The 21,232-nt window shown below is 73.3% G+C and carries 19 protein-coding genes; 9 read left to right on the forward strand and 10 right to left on the reverse strand.

Going from position 1 to position 21,232, the window contains the following annotated elements; translation table 11 throughout:
• Nucleotides 1-19: 19 nt before the first annotated feature.
• The 3 genes from ACF09E_RS12300 to ACF09E_RS12310 form a co-directional block, all read right to left on the reverse strand.
• Complete coding sequence (locus ACF09E_RS12300; protein WP_392205106.1) at nt 20-421, reverse strand: SsgA family sporulation/cell division regulator; 402 nt, start codon at nt 419-421, stop codon at nt 20-22.
• A 155-nt stretch (nt 422-576) separates the two neighbouring features.
• Nucleotides 577-1,080 (reverse strand): TspO/MBR family protein, encoded by a 504-nt coding sequence (locus ACF09E_RS12305; protein ID WP_392205107.1) that lies wholly within the window; start codon nt 1,078-1,080, stop codon nt 577-579.
• Between the two features lie 150 nt (nt 1,081-1,230).
• Nucleotides 1,231-2,160 (reverse strand): ADP-ribosylglycohydrolase family protein, encoded by a 930-nt coding sequence (locus ACF09E_RS12310; RefSeq protein WP_392205108.1) that lies wholly within the window; start codon nt 2,158-2,160, stop codon nt 1,231-1,233.
• 804 nt (nt 2,161-2,964) lie between these two features.
• Here ACF09E_RS12310 and ACF09E_RS12315 point away from each other — a divergent pair.
• From ACF09E_RS12315 to ACF09E_RS12330, 4 genes are all read left to right on the forward strand, one after another.
• A complete protein-coding gene (locus ACF09E_RS12315) occupies nt 2,965-3,255 on the forward strand; it encodes a lactococcin 972 family bacteriocin (RefSeq protein ID WP_392205109.1) in 291 nt (96 codons plus the stop codon).
• A gap of 146 nt (nt 3,256-3,401) precedes the next feature.
• Complete coding sequence (locus ACF09E_RS12320; protein ID WP_392205110.1) at nt 3,402-5,492, forward strand: hypothetical protein; 2,091 nt, start codon at nt 3,402-3,404, stop codon at nt 5,490-5,492.
• 31 nt (nt 5,493-5,523) lie between these two features.
• Nucleotides 5,524-6,192, forward strand: a complete 669-nt coding sequence (locus tag ACF09E_RS12325; RefSeq protein WP_392205111.1) for an ATP-binding cassette domain-containing protein — start codon at nt 5,524-5,526, stop codon at nt 6,190-6,192.
• A complete protein-coding gene (locus ACF09E_RS12330; protein WP_392205112.1) occupies nt 6,189-6,314 on the forward strand; it encodes a hypothetical protein in 126 nt (41 codons plus the stop codon). The genes ACF09E_RS12325 and ACF09E_RS12330 overlap by 4 nt, the downstream gene beginning before the upstream one ends.
• Before the next feature lie 196 nt (nt 6,315-6,510).
• On the opposite strand, the gene ACF09E_RS12335 is transcribed toward ACF09E_RS12330, so the two are convergent.
• Both ACF09E_RS12335 and ACF09E_RS12340 read right to left on the reverse strand, forming a co-directional pair.
• On the reverse strand, nt 6,511-6,864 hold the full coding sequence (locus ACF09E_RS12335) for a PRC-barrel domain containing protein (protein WP_392205113.1): 354 nt from the start codon (nt 6,862-6,864) through the stop codon (nt 6,511-6,513).
• An 88-nt stretch (nt 6,865-6,952) separates the two neighbouring features.
• A complete protein-coding gene (locus ACF09E_RS12340; RefSeq protein WP_392205114.1) occupies nt 6,953-8,122 on the reverse strand; it encodes a protein kinase in 1,170 nt (389 codons plus the stop codon).
• Between the two features lie 522 nt (nt 8,123-8,644).
• Here ACF09E_RS12340 and ACF09E_RS12345 point away from each other — a divergent pair.
• The 5 genes from ACF09E_RS12345 to ACF09E_RS12365 all read left to right on the forward strand — a co-directional run bounded on the left by ACF09E_RS12345 (nt 8,645) and on the right by ACF09E_RS12365 (nt 16,376).
• Nucleotides 8,645-9,481: an SDR family oxidoreductase gene (locus ACF09E_RS12345; protein ID WP_392205115.1), complete on the forward strand. Its 837-nt coding sequence runs from the start codon at nt 8,645-8,647 to the stop codon at nt 9,479-9,481.
• Between the two features lie 277 nt (nt 9,482-9,758).
• The gene (gene lanKC, locus ACF09E_RS12350) at nt 9,759-12,374 is read left to right on the forward strand and encodes a class III lanthionine synthetase LanKC (RefSeq protein ID WP_392205116.1); all 2,616 of its coding nucleotides are present in this window, start codon (nt 9,759-9,761) and stop codon (nt 12,372-12,374) included.
• A 44-nt stretch (nt 12,375-12,418) separates the two neighbouring features.
• Nucleotides 12,419-12,547, forward strand: a complete 129-nt coding sequence (locus tag ACF09E_RS12355) for a SapB/AmfS family lanthipeptide (protein ID WP_015037662.1) — start codon at nt 12,419-12,421, stop codon at nt 12,545-12,547.
• A 149-nt stretch (nt 12,548-12,696) separates the two neighbouring features.
• Entirely contained in the window at nt 12,697-14,553 is a 1,857-nt protein-coding gene (locus ACF09E_RS12360; protein ID WP_392205117.1) for an ABC transporter ATP-binding protein, read from the forward strand.
• Nucleotides 14,550-16,376, forward strand: a complete 1,827-nt coding sequence (locus ACF09E_RS12365; protein ID WP_392205118.1) for an ATP-binding cassette domain-containing protein — start codon at nt 14,550-14,552, stop codon at nt 16,374-16,376. Before ACF09E_RS12360 ends, ACF09E_RS12365 begins: the two co-directional genes overlap by 4 nt.
• Before the next feature lie 33 nt (nt 16,377-16,409).
• On the opposite strand, the gene ACF09E_RS12370 is transcribed toward ACF09E_RS12365, so the two are convergent.
• From ACF09E_RS12370 to ACF09E_RS12390, 5 genes are all read right to left on the reverse strand, one after another.
• Complete coding sequence (locus ACF09E_RS12370) at nt 16,410-17,024, reverse strand: LuxR C-terminal-related transcriptional regulator (RefSeq protein WP_392205119.1); 615 nt, start codon at nt 17,022-17,024, stop codon at nt 16,410-16,412.
• 453 nt (nt 17,025-17,477) lie between these two features.
• Entirely contained in the window at nt 17,478-18,218 is a 741-nt protein-coding gene (locus ACF09E_RS12375; RefSeq protein ID WP_392205120.1) for an N-acetylmuramoyl-L-alanine amidase, read from the reverse strand.
• Nucleotides 18,218-18,466, reverse strand: a complete 249-nt coding sequence (locus tag ACF09E_RS12380; RefSeq protein ID WP_392205121.1) for a hypothetical protein — start codon at nt 18,464-18,466, stop codon at nt 18,218-18,220. The genes ACF09E_RS12375 and ACF09E_RS12380 overlap by 1 nt, the downstream gene beginning before the upstream one ends.
• 268 nt (nt 18,467-18,734) lie before the next feature.
• On the reverse strand, nt 18,735-19,244 hold the full coding sequence (locus ACF09E_RS12385; RefSeq protein WP_392205122.1) for a hypothetical protein: 510 nt from the start codon (nt 19,242-19,244) through the stop codon (nt 18,735-18,737).
• Nucleotides 19,245-19,560: 316 nt separating this feature from the next.
• Complete coding sequence (locus ACF09E_RS12390) at nt 19,561-21,096, reverse strand: PucR family transcriptional regulator (protein WP_392205123.1); 1,536 nt, start codon at nt 21,094-21,096, stop codon at nt 19,561-19,563.
• Nucleotides 21,097-21,232 lie beyond the last annotated feature (136 nt).

Below are 21,232 nucleotides of genomic sequence, written 5' to 3' on the forward strand. Positions count from 1 at the left end.
CGTCGTCGCGCTCCTCGGGTCAGCGGGCCAGGATCTCGTCGAGCAGCGCGTCGAGGTCCATGGACTCCTCGCCTTCCCCGACGACGTCGTACGTCTGGCGCAGGAACCCCTTGAGCGCCCTGGCCTCGGCGAAGAGGACCGCTTGTCCGTCCTCGTTCTCGGCGGGACCGCCCAGTCCGATGCGGAGCTCGTGGCCCCCGGATCCCCGATGGGGACGGAACGTCACATCGCCCTCGCCCACGGGTCGGCGCAGCCCGTCGGCCAGCATCGTCCGGTCGAACTGCCAGGAGGCCAGGACGGCCAGTCCGTCGAGGAAGTCGGCCTGGACGGCGTACGGAAGGTCCGCCGAGTAGGCGAATCGTGCGAAGAGCGGCACCGTGCTCTCGCCGGCATCGAGGCGCACGGCGATCAGGCTGGACACGCAGGACATAGAAGGCCTTTCAAGGTCGGGGGGCGCAGCGCACCGACCGCCTGCCCCCTTCTCCTGCGCTCACTCCTCACTTGTGCACGGAATCTCCGAGTTGTCTGGATTCCGAGTCGTCGGCGCGGCATCGGGGCGGCGACGGTTGGTGTCCGTCAGCCGTTCGCCACCCAGATCGCCGCGTTGAGGGCCGTGGCGAAGCACACCCAGCCCAGGTAGGGCACGAGCAGGAGCGCGGCGGCTCTGGACACGCGGCTGAAGTACGAGATCGTGAGGCTGGTCGCCGCCACCAGGAGGAGGATCTCGATGAGGGCGGCGCCGTACGCGCCCAGCCCGAAGAAGAGCGGGGTCCAGCCGAGGTTGAGGGCCAGTTGCACGACCCACCAGGTGATCGCCGGCTTCCTGCGCGGTGCGGCCTGTCGCCGCCAGACCAGCCATCCGGCTGCACCGATGGTGGCGTAGAGCACGGTCCAGACGGGGCCGAACAGCCACGCGGGAGGCGCCCAGGGCGGCAGGTCCAGTGAGGTGTAGACGGTCGCCGCATCCGCCGAGGCGAGGGCGCCCACCGCGGCGACGGCGTAGACCGCCAGGAGGAAGCCGATCAGGGCGGCCCACGCCCTCCCGCCATGTGCGGTCACTCGGTTGGACACGTCGGACACCAGGGCTCCTTGCAACGATCCCGCCGTTCGGATACCTGAGCTTCTGCCCTCCGGTCCTGCTCGGATGCACCCCTCCCCGGCCGGCCCTTCGCCGACGGAAGCGTGGAGGGGCTCGGCGCCCACGGAGGGCCGCCGCTCCCTCGTCGCCGGTCAGGTCTCCAGGCGGATCGCGAGGTCGAGCAGGTCCGGCAGCCTGAGGACCCGCCCGTCGAACCCCGGCAGGGGGACGTGGAGTGGGGCGGTCCAGCGGGCGGGTACGGCCTCCAGGCCGTAGTGGGCCCCGGCGAGGCCTCCGGTGACCGCGGCCACCGTGTCCGTGTCGCCGCCGAGGTCGATCGCGGCACGTAGCGCGTCCTCGAAGGTCGTCGTGGTGCGCAGGGCCCATACGGCGGAGCCGAGGCACGGCCAGACGGCGCCGTTGAACTCGGTCGCCTGGTCGGGGTGCCACCGGGGGTCGAGGACGGTGCTGTAGCGCCGGCGATGGTCGGGGCGGACGAGGGCCAGGATGTCCGGGAGTGCCGCCAGGGGGTCGGCCCCCTCCATGGTGACGCGGATGAGTTCGTGGTAGACGGCGGTGCCTTCCCAGGCGGCCCGGTCGCCGTGGGTGAGGGCGGCGATGCGCCGGGCCGCGTCCATCGTGGCTGCCGTTCCGGCGCGGGCGAAGTAGACCGCGGAGGTCGTCGCCCGCATCAGAGCGCCGTTTCCCGCGGCACGGTGGTTGGTCTGGAAGTGGAGGGCGGCCGCCAGGTCCCAGGGCATGCCGTTGGTGAGGACGTCTTCCGTCTGCAGACCGATGTCCTTGGGCTCGGACGCCGCCCACCGCTGGAAGCGGGCGAAGACGTCCGGCAGGTCCAGGCCGTCCCGTTCGAGGAGAGACTCCGCGACGAGGACGGCCATCTGGGTGTCGTCCGTCCCCTCCCCCGGGTCCCAGCCGCCGCCCCCGCTCATCTCACCGCCGGCCCCCGGCGCGGGGAACCGCGCCGAGAAGACACCGGGGAGGCCGAACTCGAAAGGCCCGCCCAGCGCGTCACCCACGGCTGAGCCGATGACCGCGCCGCAGGCCCGCTGGATCCGCTGCATGCACGCAGGCTATAGGGGACTTCGGGAGGCGGGAGCAGCGGCGACGGATGCGCCGGCTCGGCTGTGGCGGCTCGGCTGTGACCGGGGCTCGGTCGGAGGCGCACCGGGCCTCCGACAGGTCGGTGGATGTCCCCGAGACGTCGGCGAATCGCCCGCCTTCTCTCGCAGGCTGGTTTGCACGTGCGAGCGGTGTGCCGACACTTCACCCCCTATTCCCCGACTGTCGACGGAGAGCTCCGCCGCGATGACCGCTCTGGCGTCACGGCCTCACGAGAGAGCAAGAGGGGGCACGTACGTCGCGATCAGCTTCTGGCGCCACAAGGCCTGCAGCGTGATGATGTCGTCGACTCACACCAGGCGCGCGGCCGATGGAGCGAGGAGCCGCCCGCTCCCACCGAGGACGGGTCCCCTCCCCCGCGTCGGCACTGCCCTCGCCTCGCATCAGCCGGAGGCGACACCGCGGTCGTTCACGGACGGGAACCCGCCGTGGCGACTCGTACCGGAGGATCCCCCTGCCGCGGTCCAGCCGGCGAGGACCCACTTCCGTTCGCGCCTCGCAGGGTGGCGGACCCGCCCCTATCCGCCGCCTGGGGACTACATCCGGAATCGAAGGCGCATCGCTCCGCACCCCTCAAATCCCTCGGCCGCGCGGCGCGGGGGATGTGTCGTGAGACAACCCCCAGTGGATGAAAAAGCCGGGCAATCACCGCTGTTCACAAGGCTATTGACAGGTGTTCAGGGCACCTGCGAATCTTCCGTCGATCGCGATCAAGATCGTTCTCAAGCCGAAAGGAAAGTGCTGAAATGCAGATCAAGCGGAGCCTGAAGGTCGCCCTCGCGACCGGTGCGCTCGTCATCGCAGGAGCGGCGCCGGCCCTGGCCACCATCACCTACCCGGCCGAGGGCGGCGAGTGGGACCACGGTGCGGGTACCGCGACCGTGTGGTCGGACTACTACCACCCGTCCGTCTGCCACGGCTCCACGTCCGTCGGCAAGTACATCGACAGCGACGAGGCTTCGGCCGACTCGTGGAGCATCACGAGCGCCACCGTCGCCCTCTCGGGCAACAAGGCGTACTACAACACCCGTTGCTGAGCGGAGGCCGGGCGTGAGAGCCCAGCCCCCGCTGCGGTGAGGACAGCGTTTCGCCCGCGGTAGTGACCTCGTCCGTCCCCGCGGGCGGACCGCCCCTCCCCCATTCTGCCCCCGAAGCTCCGCCCTCCCCCCCCACTGGGTCCGCCATGTTGCACCGAAGCATCACGTTCGTCCACGCCGCCGTGCTGGCGTTCGCCGCCGTCCTCTCCTTCCTGTTCCTCCGCGACTCCGACGGGCGCTGGGCCCTCGGGCACTCCGCCGTCGTCTGGGTGACGGACAGCACCGGGGCCACCAGCGGCACCCGGATCACCGCCGTCATGGGCGAGTTCGCCGCCTCCCACGAGGTCTCGGTCGCCCGAGAGGTGCCCGACCTCAAGGAGCCCTACAGCCGACGGCACCTCTACTTCGCCTCCGGGGGACCACGCTCCGCATGGGTGCGCGACGGCTACCCCGCCTTCGACCGCGACTACCGCACCGACGTCCATCCCGTCGCCGAGCTGGGCAACCGGGACCCCCGCGGCTACTACTACGTCTTCGGCTCCGAGCAGGCCGCCGACGACCTGGCCCGGACCTTCGCCGGACTCGGCCTGGAAGCAGGGGTCTACCAGCCCTTCGCCCTCGACCAGCTCACCCCCGTCTACTCCGGGAGCGCGCTGCTCCGCTCCCTGTGGGTCGTCCTCCTCGTCGTCGTGACCACGACCGGCGCCGGCGTCATGCTCAGCGCCAAGGGCTACGGCGTCCAACGGCTCCAGGGCCGCTCCTTCGCACAGATGCTGCGCTGGGACCTGCGCCGCCTCGCTCCCTTCTGGGGCCTGTCCCTGGTCACGGTGGCCGCCCTCGCACTGGTCCTGCTGGGCCTCTACAACGGCCTCGCCTGGTTCGGCACCTTCGCCCTCCTGTCCCTCGGCTTCGCCGTGGCCCTCGGGCTCGTCTCCCTCGCCGTCCACGCGATCACGCTGCGCCTGCTCCTCAGGACGACGCTGCTGCGCGCGCTGAAGGGGGAGCTGCCGGCCCGTGCCGCCACGACCAGCACCTACCTCGTCCGGATCCCTGCCCTGCTGCTCGCGGTCGGCATCTGCGGCGACGTCGTCCTCGCGGGCCAGAACATCGAGGTCCGGCAGACGAGCATCGAGGCCTACCAGGAGGCCGGGGACACCACGGCGCTCGCTCTCAACGGCAGCGTGGCGAGCGAGGGCGGCCTCAAGGCCCTCACCGAGCAGGTGGGCGGCTGGCTGCGGACAGCGGACGCGGCGGGCCAGGTCATCGTCGCGGGTCACCGCAACTTCCGGAACTCCGGCGACCGCGGTGCGCTTCCCGAGCGCGATCTCCTGATCGTCAACGAGTCCTACCTCGCCGCCCAGGACGTCCTCGACGCGGCCGGTCACCGCCTGCCCCCGACCACCGCCGACCCCGCGCGCGTCCGGCTGCTCGTCCCCACCGGCCTGGAGCGCTACACGACCCGCCTGCTCGGCAAGGTCCCGGAACTGCTGAACCCGAGCAGCCCGGGGAGCGTCCCGCCCCGGAACGTGACGGCAGTCGCCGTTCGGGACGGGCAGCGCCTGTTCACCTACAACCCGCGCGGACGGCTCCAGAGCAAGACCAATCCCGGGGCCGACGAGTCCTTCGTCACCGACCCCGTCCTCGTCGTGTTCCCCGACGGATCCCCCTACCTGAGCGACCGCGGCTACATGTCCTACGCCTCCCAGCAGAGCCTCGTCTTCAAGGAGCCCGCCGATGTCACGGAAGGCATCGCCGACAACCGGCTGGAGACGTACGTCACCGGCATGAGTCCGGTCGGCCAGAACGCGGCCATGATGCTCCGCGACCTCGTCGCAGACTTCCGGCTCCAGCTCTTCAACCTCGCCCTGGCGGTCTCCGTCCTCCTCATCACGGGTGTCGGCGCCTGCATCGTCCACGCCCGGAGGAACGCGCAGGCGATCTTCGCCCGGCACATCAGCGGCTGGCGGTTCGCCGCCGTGCACCGCCCCCTGCTCCTGGTCGAGGGCACCCTGGCCGTCCTGCTCACCGCCTGGGTCCCCGTGCAGGTGTGGTGGCGCAACAGGACAGCGGCGGAGGTCGCCGCCCGGGGCGAAGCGCCGCTCGCCCCTCCCGTCAGGCTCACCGGTCTCGACCTCACGGCGAACGGCCTGCTCGTCGCCGCCGAAGTCGCCGCGGTCCTCCTGGCACTGGTCGTCTTCCACCGCAGGATCATCAAGGAAGGGGCCACCGAATCGTGACCCGCCCCCACCGCTCCACCGGAGAGACCTCGTGATCGAGATTCAGAACCTGACGAAAGCCTACGGATCGCGCACCCTCTGGTCCGGACTCGACTTCACCGTGCAGCCGGGACGGCTGCTGGCCCTGGTCGGCGCCAGCGGCTCCGGCAAGTCCACGCTGCTCAACTGCCTCGGACTGCTCGACGCCCCCAGCTCGGGCGCGATCCGCCACGAGGGCCGCGACGTCACGAAGTTCAGCCCGCGCGCCGCCCGGCTCTACCGCCGCGACGTCCTCGGCTACCTCTTCCAGAACTACGCGCTGATCGAGAACGCCACCGTCGCCGCCAACCTCGACATCGCCATCGCACCGCGCCGCAGGAGTGCCGGCGGCCCGACGATCGCCGAGGCCCTTGCGCGCGTGGGACTCGCCGGCCGCGAGAAGGACCGGGTTCACCGGCTCAGCGGCGGCGAGCAGCAACGGGTCGCGCTGGCACGGCTCATCGTCAAGCAGCCCTCCCTCGTCCTGGCCGATGAACCCACCGGCGCACTCGACGAGGACAACACAGCGCTCGTCGTCGACATCCTGCGCGCGATGAGCGACGAAGGCTGCGCGGTCGTCATCGCCACCCATGACAGCTCGGTCCGCGACCGATGCGACACCGTCCTGACCGTGGGCGCCGACACGCGCCCCGTACCCGTCACAGAAAGGCAGCACGCATGAAGATCCGCCTCACCTGGGCCGTTCCGCTCGGTCTCCTCCTGGCCGCCACCGTCGCGGTCCTCGCCGTGTACGGCACCCACGCCTTCACCATCGCGGGGCGGATCGTCGCCACGATCTTCTGAAGGCCCCTGGTCGACGATGACGTGGCGCGGCCGCGTGGCGGGGGGACGCGCGCCCGGCGTGTCGGCCGACACGCAGGAGGCGGGTGCGGGGGCCGTGCCGCCGACACGCAGGAGGCGGGTGCGGGGGCCGTGCCGCCGACACGCAGGAGGCGGGTGCCGGGGCCGTGCCCCCGCACCCGCCTCCTGCACCGCGGTCCTACCGGAAGAACGCCAGGTAGTAGTCGACGAACTTCATCTTGTGCTGTCCGGCCGCGTCGTCGTTCTGGCCGGGCACGAACTCGGGGGCGTTCTTCACCTGTTCCCTGGTGCAGCTCAGGTAGACGGTCTCCGTCGCGAGGTCGACCGCGGTGACCACACCGCCCGGGATGACGACCTGGCGGCCGATGATCCACGGGCCGGTGTCCACGACCAGGTGGCTGCTGCCGACCTCCGCCGAGTGTCTGTCGACCTTGCCGATGCCGCCGTCGGAGCACTCGACCTTGAATCCCGTCACATCCACCTCTGTCGCGTGGGTCGCGGTCTCCGCATAGGTCCAGACGTCACGAGTCATGTCCTCTTCCTTCCTCCGGTGCGGCCGATGGCCGTCGTGTTCTCTGCTGCTACGTGTGCTCGCGAAACGCCGGTTCACACGGCCCGGATCAGTCGATCTTCGTCGGCTTCGCGCCGTCCTGGAGCTGGTGGGTGGTCACGCGACCGTGCGACGGCTGCACATCGCTCCGGCTCCCGACGGGGGCGGCTCCGATGGACCCCGTCAGCGTCACGCCGAGGGCTGCCAGGGCCGCGCTCTTGGCGAGCAGTCGCCCGGGGCGGTGCGGCGTCCCGGTCTTCGGCTCCGTCCTCGTGAGCGTGAAGAGCGAGCGGCGGGCCCGGGACGGGGCCGCGGGGCCGGTCGGTGCCGTCACGGGCTGCGCGGCGTGGCGGGGGTCGCGTGCGTCGGTCGTCGGCAGCGCCGCCAGAGTCTTCTGACAGGTACGGGCGTCGGGTCGGTGGGCGGCCTCGTGCGCCGTCATGGCCTTCAGGAGTTCGCCGAGGTCCGGGGGGAGTCCGTCGGGCAGCACCGGCGGGCGGTGCAGCCGTGCGAGGGCCGCCTCCAGGGGCTGGCCGTCGTACTCCCGTTCGCCCTTGAGCGCCTCCAGGAGCACGAGTCCGAGGCTGTAGACGTCGGCCCGCGGTCCCGTGGTCCAGCCGAGTGCCTGTTCCGGAGCCATGTAGCACGCCGTCCCCATGAGGATGTCCTCGCCGTCGGCGGCCGGGGCGGCCGCGCCGCTCTCGGTGCCGTCGGGCGTGGTCGCGGGGTCGTCGGTGGTGAAGCGGCGGGAGATGCCGAAGTCCGTCAGGCGCGGGGCGTCGGTGGGGTCCAGGAGGATGTTCGACGGCTTGACGTCGCGGTGGACTATCCCCTTTCCGTGCACGTGGGCGAGCGCGGAGGACAGCGCGACCCCCATGCGGCAGGTCTCGGACACCGTGAGCGCGGAGCGGGCGAGGCGCCGGCGCAGGGTCGTCCCCCGGACGAGCTCCATCACCAGGAAGGGACGGCCCTCGTCGCGGCCGGAGTCGAAGAGGGTCACCAGACCGGGATGCTGCAGCTGCGCGAGGAGACGTCCCTCGCCGTCGCAGTGCTCCTCCGTCCGGGTGTCGCCGCAGCGGAAGACCTTCACGGCGACGGGCCTGCGCAGCCGGAGGTCCACGGCCTCGTACACGTCGGCCACGCCCCCTCTTCCCAGCAGGCCGTCGAGCCGGTACCGGCCGGCGACCGCGTGAGCCGTCAGCCGGGAGTCGGTTTGCACGCGCCACGGACGGACCTGCATCTCGCTGCTCCCTGTGTTCCGTTCCCGTCGTCTGCCTCTGCCGTCCGCCTCGTCGTCGGCGAGCGGTGTTCCGCCCTTCGCTCCCCGCCCGGTGCGGGCCTGACGGCCCGGAGCGGTGGTCGCCTCCGTACGTAGCTGCCGATTCGGCCGCCGCGTGCGGGGCTTGGGGTACGGGTGCCCCGGATGTCCCGGGGCATCCCTGCGACGTTCGAGCATGCGGACGACGCCACCGGCCGGCCGTGTTCGGGCCGGGAGATCGGCTTCCGGATGCTCCCGACGGCTGCGGCGCGGGATCCGTGCCCCGCCGCAGGTGGTGCGCGGTGCCGGAGGGGTCGGGGAGCGGGCGCCGCTGCGCCCGTCCGTGCCTCCGCGCGCCCCTCCGTGAGGGATGGTCGTGGCCGGATCTCGCCTCCACGATGAAACGCGTCCCGTCCGCGACGGACGGGACGGGGCACATCCGGCGGCGCGCGGGGGGCAGGGCCGTCCGCGCGTCATCACTTCGGCGACCCGTACGGGGGATCCATGGGCAGACGCTGGTTGATCACGGGGTGTTCTTCGGGCCTCGGCATGGCATTGGCCGCCGCGGCGGCACGGGCGGGGCACCAACTCGTAGTCACCGCCCGCAAGACGGCTGACCTGGAGGACCTCAGGTCCGCCTGGCCGGGCCGGATCGTCCCGGTGCCGCTGGAGCTGCGGGACGCCGCTTCCTGCGAGGAGGCCGTCCGGACGGCCGTCGACCGTCTCGGGGGCATCGACGTCCTCGTCAACAACGCCGGCGCCGGACTGTTCGGCGCGGTCGAGGAGGTCTCCGACGCCGAGCTCCGGGACCAGCTGGAGATCCTGGTCGTCGGGCCCTGGAGACTCGCGCGGCTCGCCCTGCCCCTGATGAGGGCCCAGGGACACGGCCACATCCTGAACGTCTCGTCCATCGTCGGCCGGATGGCCTTCCCCGGCCTCGGCGCCTACGTGGCCGCCAAGCACGCCCTGGAAGGCATGAGCCAGGCCCTCGCGGTGGAGGCGGCCCCGCACGGCATCCGCGTCACGGTGATCGAACCCGGCATGTTCGCCACCCGCTACGGCACCGCCATGACGGAGGCCGCGCACCGGGTCCCCGCCTACGACGTGACCAACCGCGAGATGCTCGAAGGCGCGCGCGGACTCGCCGACAGCCCCGAGACCGGGCGTCCCGACGACTACGCCGCGCGGGTCCTGTCCCTCGTCCACGCCGAGGGGCCCACGCCGCTGCGCATTCCGGTCGGCGCCGACGCGTACGGCTATCTGGACGTCGCGGAGCAGGCCGCCCGCGAGGAGTACGCCGCGGCGCGGGCGCTCGTCGACGGGCCACCGCCGACGGTCTGACGGGCCGTCGCCCGTCGTCCGACGGGGTCACCGCCACCGGCCCGACGGGCCTTCGGCTGTCGTCCGACAACCCGTCCCACCGTTCCCTCGGTTGCCGGGGGCTCAGGGCGCCCCACCGCCGTCGACCGGCGGTGGGGCGCCCGTCGTGCGGACCGGTGCGTCCTCGGGGCGGTTGTTACCTGTGCGTTCCGCATGGGTGGAAGGTGACAGCGGCGACTGTCGGGGCCCTCGGGGGACGTGACAGCGTCGTGTCCGTCACCGACCGAGGGAGTGCGCAGTGAACAAGGGGTACGCGGTGTTCTGCGACGCCGACCGTCACTTCTACGACGCGCCGCACCGTCTGGTCTTCGCCGAGGGCGCGGGTGGCTCGCTCTACCGGGCCGCCACCCTTCCCGTACCCGAGGGCTGGACGTCGCACCGTACGGGCGACTGGCTCGCCCTGCGCCCCCTGGACCACACGCTCCCCTCGCAGGGCTGGAAGATCCACGTCTCGGCCCGTCTGGACGATGCGGAGGAGGTCCTCGACACGGTCCGCGCGTACTGTCTGGGACAGGGCGTCGCGTTCAAGTTCGTCCCCGGCCGCTACCTGCTGCACCAGCGCAACGCCAAGTACGCGGACCGCTCGGCGAGCGGCAAGTTCATCACCGTCTACCCGGCCGACGACGAGCAGTGCGGGCGGCTGGCCGCCGATCTGGCGTCGCTGCTGGAGGGGCGGCAGGGGCCGTACATCCTCAGCGATCTGCGGTGGGGTGCGGGGCCCGTGCACCTCCGGTACGGCAGCTTCACCCTCCGGCACTGCTACGACGAGCACGGGGAACTGCGGCCGGCCGTCGAGGACGGGTCCGGCACGCTCGTGCCCGACCGGCGCGATCCCGTCTTCCACGTGCCCGCCTGGGTGACTCCCCCGGCCTTCCTGCGTCCGCACCTGGAGGCCAGGGCCTCGGTGACCGTCCAGGACATGCCGTACGACATCGAGAAGGCCCTGCACTTCTCCAACGGCGGCGGCGTGTACGAGGCCAGGGACCGGCGGTCCGGGCGGCGGGTCGTCCTGAAGGAGGCCCGGCCGTACGCCGGCCTCGCCGCCGACGGTGCGGACGCCGTGACGCGGCTGCACCGCGAACGCGAGGCGCTGGAAAGGCTCTCGGGGCTGGCCTGCACACCGGAGGTCCTCGACGCCTTCACGGTGGGCGAGCACCACTTCCTGGCCCTGGAGTTCGTGGAGGGCAAGCCGCTCAACACCTTCTTCGCGCGGCGGCATCCGCTGATGGAGGCCGATCCGCCGGAGGAGCGGCTCGCCTCGTACACGGAGTGGGCCCTGCGGATCCACGGGCTCGTCGAGCGGGCCGTGGCCGCGGTGCACGAGCGCGGGATCGTCTTCAACGACCTGCACCTGTTCAACATCATGGTGTCCGAGGACGAGTCCTCGGTGACCCTGCTGGACTTCGAGGCGGCCCGGCCCGCCGCGGAGGGCGGCCGGCAGACCGTCGCCAACCCGGCGTTCGTGGCGCCCGCCGACCGACGCGGCCTCGATGTGGACCGGTACGCCCTCGCGTGCCTCCGGATCGCGCTGTTCATCCCGCTCACGAGTCTGCTCGCGGTGGACCGGGGCAAGGCCGCGCACCTGGCGGAGACCGCCGCGGCGCGGTTCCCGCTGCCTCCCGGCTTCCTGGACGAGGCGGTCCGGGAGATCACACGCGACCCGGCCGACGGGAACGCGCGGCCGCCCGTACGTCCGCCGGACCGCTCCCGGTTCCTGCCCGCGGAGCCGGGCGACTGGCCGAACAGCCGTGACTCGATGGTGGCCGCGATCCTGGCGTCGGCGACACCCGAGAGGGAGGATCGTTTCTTCCCAGGGGACATCGCCCAGTTCGCGACGGCCGGCGGGGGCATGAACGTCGGACACGGCACCGCCGGGGTCCTCCACGCCCTGCACGAGAGCGGCGCCCCCCGATGTCCGGAGGCCGAGGACCGGCTCCTGCGGCACGCCAAGCAGCCCGACTCCGGCACACCGCTCGGCTTCTACGACGGGCTGGCCGGCGTCGCGTGGACCCTCGAACGGCTCGGGCACACGGCGGCCGCCCTCGAACTCGCCTCGCTCGTCGCCGAGCAGGGCCACGAGGGTCTCGCCCCCGACCTGTACGCGGGGACGGCCGGTGTCGGCCTCGCGCTGGACGCCATGGCCACCGCCACCGGCGAGAGCGGCTTCCACACGGCGGCCCTGCGCTGCGCCGAGCTGTCCGCCCGCCCGCACCGGACACCCGCCCGACCGGCGGGGATGGCAGGCACCGCGCGTACGGGTCTGCTGCACGGCTCCGCCGGACGGGCCCTCCTGTTCGTGCGCCTCTACGAGCGCACCCGGGACACCGCCCTCCTCGACCTCGCCGCCGAGGCGCTCCACGACGACCTGAGCCGCTGCGTCCGCGGCGCCTCCGGGACCCTGCAGGTCGACGAGGGCTGGCGCACGATGCCGTACCTCGGCGCCGGCAGCGTGGGAATCGGCATGGTCATCGACGACTACCTGATCCACCGGCACGACGACGCCCTCGACCGGGCGCGCCGCGAGATCGTGCGGGCGGCGCAGGCCACCTTCTACGCCCAGCCCGGTCTCTTCCGCGGCGTCGCCGGAATGGTGCTCCACCTCGCCCGTACGAACGTGGGCGGGCCCGGCACGACCCCGGAGGACGTACGCCGCCAGGTCGGCTGCCTGAGCTGGCACGCCATGGCGTACCGGGGCCGGCTCGCCTTCCCCGGCGAGCAGATGATGCGTCTCTCCATGGACCTCTCCACCGGTACGGCGGGAGTCCTGCTCGCCCTCTCCTCGGCACTGGGCGACCGCCCGGCCCAGCTGCCGTTCCTTCCGCCGCTGCCGCGGCCCCACGAACCGGCCCCGTGACGGGGTCGCCCCGCACCACCCGTCCCCTACGAAAGGAAACGATCATGAACCTCTTCGACCTTCAGTCGCTGGAGACCCCCAAGGACGAGGCCATCGGCGACGTCGAGACCGGCAGCCGCGCCAGCCTCCTCCTCTGCGGTGACAGCAGCCTCAGCGTGACGACCTGTAACTGACCCGATCCGGCTTCCCGCACGGCGCGCCCTCCGCGCCGGTGAGGAGCCACGGAGCCCCGGGAGCGCTGCTCCCGGGGCTCCGGCCGTCGGGCCCCGACACCGGCGGCCCGGCGGGAACACCGCTGCCGGAGGGGAAGAGAGGAGGCCGGATGTCCTCGCCCACCGGTTCCGACCGGCTGCTCCGCGGCGCCGTGCGGCACACGACGGGCATCACCGCGGCACTGCTGCTCTGCTCGGTCGCCGGAGCGGCCTGCTCGCTCGCGGTCCCCGCGGTCGCCGGCAGGACCCTGGACCTGCTGCTCCGCGACCGGCCCGGGGCCGGGACGTGGCTGCTGTGGGCCGGCGTACTGCTCGCGGCCGAAGTGCTCCTGGAGACCGGCTCCGTCCTGCTGACACAGCTCACCAACGCCCGCGCCACCGCCTGGATACGGCTCCGCGCCCTGGACGGCCTCCTCGGCGCCGCGCCCCACCGGGCGGCACCCCATTCGGGCGGCGACGTCGCCGCCCGGCTGTGCGTCAACGCCACCGACGGCGGCACGGCCCCGGCCGCACTCGCGACCGCGGTGTCGTCCGTGCTCGTGCCCCTCGGCGCACTCGTCGCCCTGGCCCTCATCCACCCCTGGGCCGCCGCGGTCTTCCTCGCCGGTCTCCCCCTCCTCCTGCTGCTGCTCCGCGCGTTCGCCCTCCAGTCCTCCGACTCGGTCGGCCACTACCAGCGGGCCCAGGGCGCCGTCGCCGCCCGACTGGCCGAAGCGCTGGGCGGCGCCCGTACCATCGCCGCCGCCGACACGACACGGCACGAGGAGGAGCGCGTCCTCGCCCCGCTGACGGAGATGACACGGCACGGCACCCGCATGTGGCTCGTCCACGGCCGCGCCGTGGCTCGCAGCGGCGTCCTCCTGCCCCTGCTCACCACGGCCGTCGTCGCGGTCGCGGGCATCGCGCTCGCCGCCGGCCAGGTCAGCGTCGGCGGGCTGCTCGCCGCCTCCCGGTACGCGGCGCTCGCCGCCGGGGTCGGTGGCATCGCGGCACCGCTCGGCACCCTGGTCCGAGCGCGCGGCGCGGGGCGCCGCACCGCCGAACTCGCCGATCTGCGGCCGATGTCGCACGGCTCCGCGGCCCTGCCGCCCGACGGTCCCGGAGATCTGGTGCTGTGCGGCGTGGGGGTGACGCGCGGCGGCGTCCCGCTGCTCACCGACGTGACGCTCACGATCGAGGGCGGGGCGACGGTCGCCGTCGTGGGCGGCTCGGGGGCGGGCAAGTCGACCCTGGCCGCCGTCGCGGGCCGGCTGACCGACCCCGACAGCGGGAGTGTCCGTCTGGACGGCGTCGAACTGGCCGCACTGTCCCGGGCTGAGCTGCGCGGGGCGATCTCGTACGCGTTCGCGCGGCCCGTCTTCGACGGCGGGGCCACACCGACGATCCGCGCCTCGCTCTCCGCCGGGGTGGGGCCCTCCCGGAGCCCGGCCACGCCGACGAGCGTCCGGGAGGCCGCGACGGCCGCCTGTGCCGACGCCTTCGTCCGACATCTGCCGCTCGGCTACGACACCCCGGTGGACGACGCCCCCCTCTCCGGGGGCGAGGCCCAACGTCTGGGCCTGGCACGGGCGTTCATCGGTGGCGGCCGGCTGATGATCCTCGACGACGCGACGTCGAGCCTGGACACGGCCACCGAACGCCAGGTGGAGACCGCCCTCGCCACGCCGTCGAGGTCGTGCACCAGGCTCATCGTGGCCCACCGGGTGTCCACGGCGGCACGGGCGGACCTGGTCGTCTGGATGGAGGCGGGCCGGGTACGGGGATCCGGACCGCACAGCCTGCTCTGGCAGGAACCGGAGTACCGCGCGGTGTTCGCCGCGGAGGCCCGGCCTGCGGACCCCTCGAGCGGGACCGCCGAGCATGACACCCCGCGCGGTGCCACCCCGCCCCATGCTCCCCCGGAAAGCGGCGGCTCCGGTGCGCTGGAGACGTCATCGGCCGTCCGGGGACGGAGGGCGGACGGATGACGCCCGCGCCGAGCACCGACCCGGCGCAGGGACCGCGGGGCGCGGCCGCCACCGCCACCGCCACCGCCACCGCCACCGCCACCGAGGCTGACTCCGCCCGACGCGTCACGGCCTGGCTCGGCCCCCTCCTCATGCGCCGCAAGGGCGTCCTGGCGAAACTGGCCGCCTGGTCGGCTGCCGAGTCCGCGCAGACGTTCCTCAGCGGCTACTGCGTGGCCCGCTCCCTCGACGACGGATTCCTGAGGGGAACGCCCTCGACCGGTCTGCTCTGGCTGGCGGGGGCCGCCGTGGCCATCCTGCTCGGCGCTCCCGTCGTCCGGGGCGTCTTCGCCCAGCTCCCCCACCTCACGGAACCGCTGCGGGACCAGCTCGTACGAGGGTCGGTGGTACGCGCGCTGCGCACCGCCACGAGCACGGTCGGCGGCTCTGGGGACCCCGCCGCGGTGTCCCGGCTGACGAGTCAGACCGAGATAGCCCGGGACAGCTTCGCCGGACTCGTGCTCGCCGCCCGCTCCTTCGTCTTCGTCGCCGCGGGGGCCCTCGCCGGCCTGCTGTCGCTGGCCCCGCAGTTCCTGCTCGTCGTGCTTCCGCCCCTGGTCCTGGGCCTCGCCCTGTTCGCCGCCTCCCTGCGGCCCATGGCGCGGGCCCAGCACCGGTACCTCGACGCGGACGAGGCAGTCGGCCGGCGCGCCGAGATCACGCGCACCGCACTGCGGGACGTCGTGGCCTGCGGTGCCCAGGCGGCGACCGCCGCGCAGAACCGCCGTGCCGTCGACGAGGCGGCCGCGGCCCAGCGCGCCCTGGCCCGCTGGGCGTCCGTCCGCACCTTCTCGGTGGCGACGGCCGGGCAGCTGCCGGTCCTCCTGCTGCTCGTCGCGACGCCGTGGCTCCTCCGTCAGGGCGTCACGGCCGGAGCCGTGGTGGGTGCGCTCACCTACGTCCTCCAGGCACTGCTGCCCGCGCTGCACACCCTGATGACCGTCCTGGGCGCGGCGGGGGCACGGCTCTTCGTCGTCCTCGACCGCCTCACCCGGCCGCTGCCCCCGCCCCCTCCCCCGGCCTCCGCCACCGTCCCGTCCGGCCCGCGCCGTGCGGACCGGACGGCCGCGGCGCTGGAGCTGCGCCACGTGCGCGCCGCGTACGGCCCCGGTGCACACCCGGTGCTGGACGCACTGGAACTGACCGTCGGTCACGAGGAGCACCTCGCCGTCGTCGGCCCGAGCGGGATCGGCAAGTCGACCCTGCTGCACGTCGCGGCGGGCATGCTCACCCCCGATCGGGGCGACGTCCGGCTCTTCGGGCGTGCCGTCGCCGCGTGCCCGCCGTCGGAACTCGCCTCACTGCGGGCGCTGATCCCCCAGGAGGCGTACGTCTTCACGGGCAGCCTTCGGGAGAACCTGCGGTACCTGCGGCCCGATGCCGACCGGGCCGCCGTCGACCGGACCGTGGAAGCGCTCGGCCTGGCACCGCTCGTCGACCGGGTGGGCGGGCTCGACCGCACGCTGACGCCCGACGCCCTGTCCCTCGGCGAACGCCAGCTGATCGCGCTGGGGCGCGCCCACCTGGCCCCCGCGCCGCTCCTCCTGCTGGACGAGGCGACCTGCCACCTGGACCCGGTAGCGGAGGCCAGGGCCGAGCGGGCCCTCAGGGCGCGGCCGGGGGCTCTGGTCGTGGTCGCCCACCGGTTGTCGTCCGCGCTCCGGGCCGACCGGATCCTCGTTCTCGACGGCACCCGGGCCCGGTACGGAACGCACGACGAGCTGCTCGCGCGTTCCGCCCTCTACCGCGATCTGGTGGGGCACTGGGGCCAGGGTCAGGAGTGAGGGGCCGCGCCCGCGCGGACACCGCGGACTCGCTCAGGTCCAGCCTGCGCCCTGGGCGATCCGGATCGCGTCCACGCGGTTCCGGGCGCCGACCTTCCGGATGACGCTCGCCATGTAGTTGCGGACCGTGCCCTTGGTCAGGAAGAGCGTCGCGGCGATCTCGGCGACCGGCGCTCCGTCTGCGGCCAGCGAGAGGACGCTCAGCTCACGCCGGGTCAGGGGCATCTCCGCGGCCTGGAGGAACCCGAGCGCGAGGGTGTCGTCGATGTACCGCTCTCCCTGGGCCAGACGGTGCACGGCCTCCAGTAATCGGTACTTCGGGGCGTTCTGGTCGACGAAGCCGCTCGCGCCCGCGGCATGGGCCCGCCGCAGCACTCCCGGCCGCTGGCCGGCGACGAGGGCCAACAGGGCGGGTCGGACACCCAGCCCCTCGCCCGAGGGCGGAGCGGCGGCGGTCACGGGCCGCATCCCCGAGGACGGCAGACACGCGGCGTCCGCCACGTACACGTCGGGTTCGGACACCTCCGTCGCCGGCCCGTGCGGCCATCGGGGCAGCGAGGAGACCACCGCGACCCCGCCCGACCTGAGCATCTCGACCAGCGCGGTCCGCAGCAGCTGCGCCTCGTAGACCACCGTCACGCGTATCATTCCCACCCCTTCGGTTCTCCGCCGTGCCAGGAGTGCACGACGCGAGCCATCACCCCCACCCCTCTGCCCTTGCCGCCCCGGGCGGAACACAGCACCGGGTGCACAGGGGGCGCACTCCGGGGCGCCGCGGCCGGATCCGGTGCGTCCCGGCGAAGGCGAAGCAGGCCGACGGCCTGCGCCGCCGGCCGCCCCGGACGGGGAATGTCCGGATCGCACCCGTACGGCGCGCGGGGGCGGGTGTGCGCCCGCGGTCCTGTGGGTGGCCCGTCGGGCTGTTCGACGCGAGGCCCGGCGGCCGCGTGTCCAGCGTCTGTGCGAGCTTGCTCCTCCTGGAGAGCATGGCCGACTGACGGCCTCCCGCGCCGGGCGCAGGTCCGGACGCCCCCGCGCTGTGGTCGGTGGGCGTCCGGGGGCCGGCCACGGCGGGCCGGGGGGGCTAGGCCGGGGGGGCGGCTAGGCGAACGTCGCCCCCCAGGTGGTCGGGCCGACCAGACCGTCCACGGTGAGGCCCTTGCGGGACTGGAAGGTGCGGCAGGCCGCGTCGGAGCCCGGGCCGTACTGGCCGTCCACGGTGAGGGCGAAGCCGTGGGCGGTGTTCATGCGTTGCTGCCAGGTCGCCACGCTCGCGTGCACGGTGGCCGGGGACCGGCGGAAGGTGACCCCGGGGTACGGCAGGGGGCCGCCGCCGGGATCGACCTCGCCGCTGACGACCCGGGCGTACAGGGCGGCCGGGCATTCCGTCGCGTGGTGGTCCCGATGGCCGGTGATGGCCTGGGCGGCTCCGCCGGACGCGCGCAGCCGGTTGATGCCGTACCTGATGGCGTCGATCAGCTGGCTCGTGATGACGTCGTAGGCGCCGTTGGTGCCGCCGGTCAGCGCGCAGACCGCGTACCAGTCGTCGTTGCCCTGCGTCGTGCCCTGGGCCGCCGTGCGCACGTACTCGCCGCGCCCCTGGAAGAGGTAGCCGTGGACGCAGGCGAGGTGGCTGTAGGCGATGTCCGACCAGCCGTTCGCATCCATGTGGTAGTTCTGGATGCCTCGGACCTGGGCGGCGCAGTCGGCGTGGTCGGCCCTGGCCACCTTGACGGCGTCGACGTGGTGGACGACCACGCCGCCCTGCGCGGGGGTGATGTCGCCGCTGGTGCTCCGGGCCGCCCGGGCGCCCCACTGGGCGCGGGTCACGAAGGTGACCATCAGCGGCGCTCCCCACGGGCCGTGGCGCATTCGACGGCGGCGTTGAGCGGTTCGGCGTGCGCGGTACGGGCGGCCTCGGGGCCGTACACGGCGCCGGGGTCTCGGGGGTGGGTCACGGGGGTCTGTCCGCGCTCCGTCGGCGGGAGGGGGGTGGAGGCCTGTGCGGCGCCTGCCTGGACGAGGGGCAGTACCAGTGCGCTGCCGACTGCCGCGCGCAGCGCGACGCGGCGGGAGAGGTCCTGGGTCAACTTTGCTCCAGATGCGGTGAGTCGGTGAAGCCGCTCGGGTGGTCGGTGGTGCGTGCCCCCGTCCGTGCGGTCGGGGCTTCCAGGGTGCGCACGCCGCCTCTCTCCGGCGTTCGCGACATGCGGACGCGGGAGATCACGTCGCCCGCATGCGCCTCCGGAGCCGGCGTCGCCCGCTGCCGAGCGGTGTGTTCGGCGGAGGGCGTCAGGTCCGGCTCCGGAGGCCGGCGACCCGTCGTGGGGCCGGCGCGCGTGCGGATCTCGCGGTGGGTCAGCAGCCGCCGCAGTTGTAGAAGGTCACGTCCCAGTGGTTGCCCTCGTCGGCGTAGACGTTGCCCGCCCCGGACTTCCACTGCGGTGCGCCGTCGCCGCGGACGCCGATGTACGTGAACGTGTTCTTCACGTAGTTGGTGAGGCAGGTCGCCTTGCCGAAGTCGAGCTTGTAGCCGTTCCAGTGCGAGTAGGTGCCGCTCGCGTGCCCGGTCTCGGTGCCGCCGGTGATGTTCAGGGCGCAGCGGCTGGCGCTCTTGAGGGTCTGGGCGCCCTGGGCGGTGGCGAGGTTGAGCTGGTCGAAGGACGTGCACGTGGCGACGTTGCGGTTGGAGCAGCCGCCGGACGAGGACCAGGTGATCCCGGAGGAGCTGAACATCGAGGTGGCCGTGGCGTGGCTGATCTTGGTGACCGCGTGGGCCTCGCCGGCGGCGGTGAGGACGCCGACGCCGGGTGCGAGGAGTGCGCCGAGGACGAGGGCCAGCGCTGTCAGGACGGACCGGATTCTCATGCTGATTCTCCTGTCTGACGGGTGGGGGTAAAGCGGTCCACCGGCACGGATCACACGTGTGGAGCACGGACCGGTGGCCGCCGGGGTTCGCTGCCCCCCGTCCCCCGTGGGCGCGACGCGGCATACGTGTGCCGATCCGGGTTCCGGTCGCACGCCTGTCGGCTCCGCCGGCCTCGGCAGACGCCTTCCCGCGGGGGCAGGCGGACCGCCTCGGCCGTGTTCCGTGCCGGCTCGACCGGCAGGCGTACGGTAGGAAGCGGGGCGGGCGCCTGGACATGGACGGAATGTCGATCCGCTCTCGGGCGGCTTCGACTGTTCAGCCCTGTTGGGGGACGGCGTTCCGGTGTCTGCGCTGATGGGGCGCGGGGGTGCCGACGGCTCGTGCCGTCAGCGCGAGCCAGAGGTCGATCCGGTCCTCAGCGCGGTCCTGCTGTCTTCCCGTCAGTCTGGCCACTTTCTCTATGCGGTTCTGGACCGTGTGCCGGTGCAGGCCGAGCCGGGTGGAGGTCTCCGCCCAGGAGCCGTTCGTCTCCAGCCAGACGCGCAGTGTCTCGGTGAGTTCGCCGACGGGGTCGGCGGCGTCGAGCGGGGCCAGTACGGTGTCGGCGAACGCCGCCAGTGTCGCGGGACTCCCCAGGCTGAGCAGGAGCCTGACGGATCCCGCCTCCGAGGCGCTGACGGGGCGTCCCAGCTCCGCGCTGGAGGAGAGCAGCGCGATGGCCTGCCGGAGGGAGAGGGCGGCGTGCTGGGGTGCGACGGCGGGACCGATCCCCGCCGGGCGGCCCGGCGCGAACCGGCCGAGCACGGCCGACGTGTCGAGTTCCTCCGAGACGACCATCTCGACGGTGTCGCCCGTCACGCGGGCGAGTCCCCCCGGCACCGCCAGGGCGAGGTCCGCCGCGAGTTCGACAGGTTCGCCGGCGGCCCGCACCGCCACGGCCCGGACGGTCGCGGAGGGGACGTCCGCCGTGCGCAGCAGGGCCCGTGCCCGGTCCGCCGTGATGTCCGTGTGGAACAGCCTGGCGAGCAGGGCCGCCCGGCGACGGCGCTGCGGCTCGTCGGCGAGGTGGCGGCGTTCCAGTTCGACGGAGAGCAGCGAGACGAGGACGCTGATCAGCAGCCGGGCCTCGGGCGAGTCTGCGTCGAGGAGGACGAGGAAGCCTCGCAGGCGGGTGGTGCCGAGCGGCTGGACCACGAGTTTGCCGCACGGCAGGTCCGCACCGCCGCTTCCCCGGAGGCCGTGCAGGGAGACGGTGTCGATGACGGGTGCGGCGTCGGTCAGCAGTTTCTGTCCGTCGGTTCCGGCGGAGCCGAGGAGCCGCCCCGAGGGGTCGCACACGGCCACGCCCGAGTTCACCGCCTGGAACCAGGACGAGAGCAGCCCCGTCAGCCCGTCGTGGGAGGCCGCCGCCGACGACAGGCGACGCTGTGTGCGCAGGGTGCGCTCCAGCAGGCGTCGCTCCTCGGCCGCGCGCGCCCCGAACACCGCCTTGGTGATGGAGGCGAAGGAGACGCTCGCGGGCGCGGTGAGCAGGGGCATGCCGAGGTGCTCGGCGTGCCGGCTGAGGGCGTCCGGCACCGACTGCAGGGGCAGTCCGGGGCCCACGCCCACGATGAGGGCGGCGGCCTTGCCCGAGGTGAGTTCTTCGACGTACGCGGAGCAGTCGGACGCGTCCGCCGACAGCAACAGGCCGCTGGTCATGACCACTTCGGCGCCTTCGAGCCAGGAGGCGGGGCGGGTGTTCTCGGTCGCGTGCGCAGCCTCGACCACTCTGCCGAGGCCCGTACCGCCGGCCACCAGACGCAGACGCAGGGAGGGAATGGCCAGCAGATCGCGAACGGTGAGAGGCATGGGACGCATGGTCCAGGAAGGGACTCCGCCTGTCGACCGCATGTCCAGGCCCGGGCGGTGAACGTTCCGCGCCTTCGCCGCGAGGAGCACGAGCGGAGCGCGCGGCTGGTCGGCCGCTCCCCGCGCGGGGAGCGGC

Source organism: Streptomyces sp. NPDC014891 (assembly GCF_043081085.1).
GTDB lineage: Bacteria > Actinomycetota > Actinomycetes > Streptomycetales > Streptomycetaceae > Streptomyces.

What these genes read in the sequence shown, in the direction of transcription:
- ACF09E_RS12315 (WP_392205109.1), top strand. Translation starts at nt 2,965, where the DNA reads ATGCAGATCAAGCGGAGCCTGAAGGTCGCCCTCGCGACCGGTGCGCTC.
- ACF09E_RS12365 (WP_392205118.1), top strand. Translation starts at nt 14,550, where the DNA reads ATGACGCCCGCGCCGAGCACCGACCCGGCGCAGGGACCGCGGGGCGCG.
- ACF09E_RS12330 (WP_392205112.1), top strand. Translation starts at nt 6,189, where the DNA reads ATGAAGATCCGCCTCACCTGGGCCGTTCCGCTCGGTCTCCTCCTGGCC.
- ACF09E_RS12355 (WP_015037662.1), top strand. Translation starts at nt 12,419, where the DNA reads ATGAACCTCTTCGACCTTCAGTCGCTGGAGACCCCCAAGGACGAGGCC.
- ACF09E_RS12335 (WP_392205113.1), bottom strand. Translation starts at nt 6,864, where the DNA reads ATGACTCGTGACGTCTGGACCTATGCGGAGACCGCGACCCACGCGACA.
- ACF09E_RS12310 (WP_392205108.1), bottom strand. Translation starts at nt 2,160, where the DNA reads ATGCAGCGGATCCAGCGGGCCTGCGGCGCGGTCATCGGCTCAGCCGTG.
- ACF09E_RS12345 (WP_392205115.1), top strand. Translation starts at nt 8,645, where the DNA reads ATGGGCAGACGCTGGTTGATCACGGGGTGTTCTTCGGGCCTCGGCATG.
- ACF09E_RS12320 (WP_392205110.1), top strand. Translation starts at nt 3,402, where the DNA reads ATGTTGCACCGAAGCATCACGTTCGTCCACGCCGCCGTGCTGGCGTTC.
- ACF09E_RS12340 (WP_392205114.1), bottom strand. Translation starts at nt 8,122, where the DNA reads ATGCAGGTCCGTCCGTGGCGCGTGCAAACCGACTCCCGGCTGACGGCT.
- ACF09E_RS12375 (WP_392205120.1), bottom strand. Translation starts at nt 18,218, where the DNA reads ATGGTCACCTTCGTGACCCGCGCCCAGTGGGGCGCCCGGGCGGCCCGG.
- ACF09E_RS12360 (WP_392205117.1), top strand. Translation starts at nt 12,697, where the DNA reads ATGTCCTCGCCCACCGGTTCCGACCGGCTGCTCCGCGGCGCCGTGCGG.
- ACF09E_RS12370 (WP_392205119.1), bottom strand. Translation starts at nt 17,024, where the DNA reads ATGATACGCGTGACGGTGGTCTACGAGGCGCAGCTGCTGCGGACCGCG.
- ACF09E_RS12385 (WP_392205122.1), bottom strand. Translation starts at nt 19,244, where the DNA reads ATGAGAATCCGGTCCGTCCTGACAGCGCTGGCCCTCGTCCTCGGCGCA.
- ACF09E_RS12390 (WP_392205123.1), bottom strand. Translation starts at nt 21,096, where the DNA reads ATGCCTCTCACCGTTCGCGATCTGCTGGCCATTCCCTCCCTGCGTCTG.